The sequence below is a fragment of the Stenotrophomonas sp. P5_B8 genome, from assembly GCF_054049855.1.
Genome location: NZ_JBFULO010000295.1, coordinates 1 through 4,861 on the forward strand (window position 1 = coordinate 1; position 4,861 = coordinate 4,861).

The 4,861-nt window shown below is 68.1% G+C and carries 6 protein-coding genes; all 6 read left to right on the forward strand.

Going from position 1 to position 4,861, the window contains the following annotated elements; translation table 11 throughout:
- The first annotated feature begins 252 nt into the window (after positions 1-252).
- A complete protein-coding gene (locus ACXJKH_RS14765) occupies positions 253-2,019 on the forward strand; it encodes an AAA family ATPase (protein ID WP_457320368.1) in 1,767 nt (588 codons plus the stop codon).
- A complete protein-coding gene (locus ACXJKH_RS14770; RefSeq protein ID WP_256776954.1) occupies positions 2,006-2,893 on the forward strand; it encodes a MinD/ParA family ATP-binding protein in 888 nt (295 codons plus the stop codon). The genes ACXJKH_RS14765 and ACXJKH_RS14770 overlap by 14 nt, the downstream gene beginning before the upstream one ends.
- Complete coding sequence (locus ACXJKH_RS14775; RefSeq protein ID WP_457320370.1) at positions 2,890-3,636, forward strand: RNA polymerase sigma factor FliA; 747 nt, start codon at positions 2,890-2,892, stop codon at positions 3,634-3,636. Before ACXJKH_RS14770 ends, ACXJKH_RS14775 begins: the two co-directional genes overlap by 4 nt.
- A gap of 16 nt (positions 3,637-3,652) precedes the next feature.
- Positions 3,653-4,045 carry a chemotaxis response regulator CheY gene (gene cheY, locus ACXJKH_RS14780; RefSeq protein ID WP_256776952.1) on the forward strand — a complete coding sequence of 131 codons (393 nt, stop codon included), beginning with the start codon at positions 3,653-3,655 and terminating at the stop codon, positions 4,043-4,045.
- Positions 4,045-4,659: a protein phosphatase CheZ gene (locus ACXJKH_RS14785; protein WP_256776951.1), complete on the forward strand. Its 615-nt coding sequence runs from the start codon at positions 4,045-4,047 to the stop codon at positions 4,657-4,659. Before cheY ends, ACXJKH_RS14785 begins: the two co-directional genes overlap by 1 nt.
- A gap of 4 nt (positions 4,660-4,663) precedes the next feature.
- On the forward strand, positions 4,664-4,861 hold a 198-nt coding region (locus ACXJKH_RS14790; RefSeq protein WP_457320373.1), incomplete at its 3' end, for an Hpt domain-containing protein.

Consider the following 4,861-nt stretch of genomic DNA (forward strand, 5'->3'; position numbering starts at 1 on the left):
GGCACGGCTGGTGCGCCACAGCGTCCCCTCGCTGTCGGTGCTGGCCTACAGCGAGGTGCCCGAGGACAAACGCTTGAAGCTGGTCGGCACGATCAGCTGACGCCGGAACGCCGACGGCAACGCGCCAGAAAACAGACACACCCCATTCGATATCAACGCAGCAGGACATAAAGGGAAACCCGGACCGTGCAGACCACCGACAACCAGCGCTTCCCTTCGACTACTCCGCCGCCCCAGTCCCGGTACCACAGCATGAAAATCAAACGCTTCGTCGCCTCCGATATGCGCTCGGCCATGAACCTGGTGCGCAAGGAACATGGTCCTGATGCGGTGATCCTGTCCAACCGGCGGATCGAGGAAGGCGTCGAGATCGTGGCGGCGGCGAACTACGACGAAGGCGCGGTGCAGCGTGCGCTGGAAGCGGCACGCAAGGATGTCGCGCCGCCGCCGGTGCCGCGTCCGCGCAATGCCGCCGATGCAGTCATTGCCGCGGTGACCCGTCGCAGGCCCGCCACCGCCGCGCCGGAACCGGTGGCCGCCACCACCTCGGCCGTGGCCGCCCTGGCCCGCGCCGCCGTCGGCGCGACCGGTCGCACCCTGGATTCGGCCAACGAAATCGTGCCGCCGCGCGGCAGCAGCGGTTTCGCCGCCACCCTGGCCCACGCCAGCGCACCGTCGATGGCCGCATCGTCGCTGCCGGAACAGATCTTCGCCCCCTTCAATGTCGAACAGGCCGCTGCCGCTGCGATGGCGCAGGACGAGCCCGCCGTGGCGATCGCCGTCGCTGCACCGGCCGCCGTCGCTGCACCGGCCCCGATCAACCGCGCCCGCTTCATCATCGATCCGCYGATGGAGGATGAGCCGCACTTCCAGATGCATGTGCCAGCCGCGCAGGTGGCCATGCCGCCGCTGCCGGTCAGCATGGCGGTGCCGGTCGAGCTCGCTCCGGTCGTGACCGCCCCCATCGTCGAGGCCTTGCCCACCCCGGTGCCTGCCGTACTGGCTCCGCCGGTTGAGACCGCGCTGCAGGCGCCGGCGCCGCTGGCCGCCGCCGAACCGGCGCAGGCCCAGCCGCTGCCGGTGACCACCGAACTGATGATGGTGCCGCGCGATGACGAAGAGATCCGCCAGCTGCGCCACGAAGTGGCCGGCATGCGCCAGGTCATCGAGCGCGAAATGCACCGCTTCACCGACGAGCGCCTGCGCGGCGCGCCGGTGCGTGCCGCCGCGCTGGACCTGATGGACGAATACGGCTTCGATGCCGGCATCAGCCGCGACGTGGCCATGCAGATTCCGCTGGACACCGAAGCCCACCGTGGCCGCGGGCTGATGCTGGGCCTGCTGTCCAGGAAGCTGCCGATCGCCCCGGTCGATCCGCTCGAGGCCGGCGGCGTGATCGCCCTGGTCGGCCCGACCGGCGCCGGCAAGACCACCACCATTGCCAAGCTGGCCTCGCGCTTCGCCGAGAAGCACGCCGCCCGCGACGTTGCCCTGGTCACCACCGACACCGGCCGCATCGGCGCCCGCGAGCAGCTGTACGGCTTCGGCCGCCAGCTTGGCATCGCCGTGCACGAGGCCAGCAGCGGCAGCGACCTGAACCGGCTGCTGGAGCGCCTGAAGGACTACAAGCTGGTGCTGATCGACACCGCCGGGCTGGGTCCGCGTGACCGCGCCTTGGCCGCCCAGCTGCAGTGGCTGCGCGCCGCCGAGCAGATCCGCACCCTGCTGGTGCTGCCGGCCAACACCAGCTTCGGCGACATGGACGAGGTTGTCCGCCGCTTCAGCGCCGCCAACCCGCAGGGCGTGGTGCTGAGCAAGCTGGACGAAACCGGTCGCTTCGGCACCGCCCTGTCGGTGGCCGTGGACCACCGCCTGCCGATCACCTGGGTCACCGATGGCCAGGACGTTCCCGAAGACCTGCACCGGGCCAGTGCCGCCAATCTTGTACTTCGCCTTGAAGATTTGCGCCGCGCGGCCGATATGCCCTGCAACCCGGAGTTCAACCATGCCGTCGCGTGAGTACGCCAAGCTGACCAAGACCTTCCCGCTGTCTGCCACCCGCAGCCAGCCGCTGGGCCCTGTGCGCACCATCGCCGTCACCGGCGGCAAGGGCGGCGTGGGCAAGACCAACGTCTCGGCCAACCTGGCCGTGGCGCTGGCCGACATGGGCAAGCGCACGCTGCTGCTGGATGCCGACCTCGGGCTGGCCAACATCGATGTGATCCTGGGCCTGCAGCCCAAGCTGACCCTGGCCGACCTCGTCGCCGGGCGCTGCACCCTGGAAGAAGTGATCCTGGAGGGCCCGGGTGGCGTACTGGTGGTACCGGCCGCGTCCGGTCGCCGCCACATGGCCGAACTGCAGCCGGCCGAACACGTCGGCCTGGTCAACGTGTTCTCCGAACTGGAGCGCGAGCTGGACTTCATGGTGGTGGACACCGCCGCGGGCATCACCGATGGCGTGCTGACCTTCTGCCAGGCCGCGCAGGATACCGTGGTGGTGGTCTGCGACGAGCCGGCCTCCATTACCGACGCCTACGCGCTGATCAAAGTGCTCTCGCGCGAGCGCGGCGTAGACCGCATCCAGGTGGTGGCCAACATGGTCCGTGACCCGAACGAAGGCCGCGTGCTGTACGAAAAACTGACCCGGGTCTGCGAGAAGTTCCTCGCCGATGTGTCGCTGAACTACCTCGGCTGCGTGCCGCAGGACGACTGGCTGCGCCTGTCGGTGCAGCGCCAGCAGCCGGTGGTCAAGGCCTACCCGTCCAGCCCGGCCGCGCTGGCCATCACCGAGATCGCCCGCCGCACCGCCCGCTGGCAGGCACCGACCGAGCCACGTGGCGGGGTCGAATTCTTCCTGGAACGCATCCTCAAGCAACGCGGGGTGACCGCATGAAAGGCGCCGCAAGATACAAAGAAGTCCAGCGCACGGCCGCCAACGAGTGCATCGCACAGCACTCCGACCTGGTCCGACGCATCGCCCACCACCTTGCCGCGCGCCTGCCGGCCAGCGTGGAAGTGGATGACCTGATCCAGGCCGGCATGATGGGCCTGATCGAGGCTTCGCGCAGCTACGATGCCGACCAGGGCGCCTCGTTCGAGACCTACGCCTCGATCCGCATCCGCGGCTCGATGATCGACGAGATCCGACGCGGCGACTGGGTGCCGCGTTCGGTGCACCGCCGTGCCCGCGATGCCGCTTCCACCATCCGTCGCCTGGAACAGAGTACCGGCCGCGCCGCCAGCGCCACCGAGGTGGCCGCCGCGATGGACATGCCCCTGCCCGACTACCTGCGGCTGATGGAAGACGCCGCACGCGGCCAGGTGCTGAGCCTGGAGTCCCGCATTGAAGACCRGGGCGAGCTGGACACCGTCGCCCAGGGCGGCCCGACCCCGCAGCAGGTGCTAGAACGCGGCGAGTTCGGCCGCGAGCTGGGCAATGCGATCGGGCTGCTGCCCGAACGCGAACAGCTGGTGCTGTCGCTGTACTACGAGCAGGAACTGAATCTGAAGGAGATCGGCGCGGTACTCGGTGTGAGCGAGTCGCGTGTCTGCCAGATCCACGGCCAGGCGGTATTGCGCCTGCGTGGCCGACTGAAGATCTTCGAGGCGGCCGACGCCGGCCTCGAGAACCATTGATACCGAGGAAAGTGCTTTGAACAAGAACATGCGTATCCTGATCGTCGACGACTTCTCGACCATGCGTCGTATCGTCAAGAACCTGCTGGGCGATCTGGGCTTCACCAATACGGCCGAAGCCGAGGACGGGCATGCCGCACTGTCTCTGTTGCAGAGCCAGTCGTTCGATTTCGTGGTCACCGACTGGAACATGCCGGTGATGACCGGCATCGACCTGCTCAAGGCGATCCGTGCCGACGCCAAGCTCAAGACGTTGCCGGTGCTGATGGTGACCGCTGAAGCCAAGCGCGAGCAGATCATCGAAGCGGCCCAGTCCGGCGTCAACGGCTACATCATCAAGCCGTTCACCGCCCAGACCCTGGAAGAAAAGCTGGGCAAGATCTTCGAACGCCTGGCGGCGAGCGCCTGATGGAAACCCTTCGCGACAAATCGGCGCTGGTGCAGCGCCTGCAGGATGCCCTGGCCGCGCTGGAAAGCGGCGATGAAGCCGGCTGGCGTCGGGAAATCGACGCGCTGGCCGCGCTGCGCACCCAGCCGATGATGGCCGGGCTGAACCGGCTCGCCCGCGAACTGGGCCAGGCGTTGGGCGAACTGCCCAGCCTGCCCAGCGAAGCCGGCGAGCTGGACGATGCCTGCGCGCGCCTGGACCACGTGGTGGCGATGACCGAACAGGCCACCCACCGCACCCTGGATCTGGCCGAGGAATGCCGCGCGCTCACCGAGCAGCTGCGCGCCAACGGGTTGACGGCCGACCAGGACCAGCAGCTGGACAAGATCCGCCACAACCTCACCGAGATCGCGCTCACCCAGAGCTACCAGGACCTCACCGGGCAGATCATCCGCCGCGTGGTCGGCATCGTGCGCCGCGTGCATGAGGGCTTCGGTGCGCTGGGCCTGCCACCGCAGGACGACAACGCGCACAAGCGCGACAACGGCCTGGCCGGCCCGGCCGTGAGCGGCCTGGATCGCCACCAGGTGTCACAGGTCGACGCTGACGACCTGCTTTCCGATTTGGGGCTGTAAAACCATGAGTGCTGTTCCAGACGATATTGCTGCCGATTTCATCCTCGAGGCCCAGGAAATCCTGGATCGCCTCGGCGAACAGCTGGTGTCGCTGGAGCAGTCGCCCCAGGACAGTGACCAGCTCAACGCGGTGTTCCGCGGTTTCCACACGCTCAAGGGCGGTGCCGGCTTCCTCGGCATCCAGGCCATGGTCGAGCTGTGC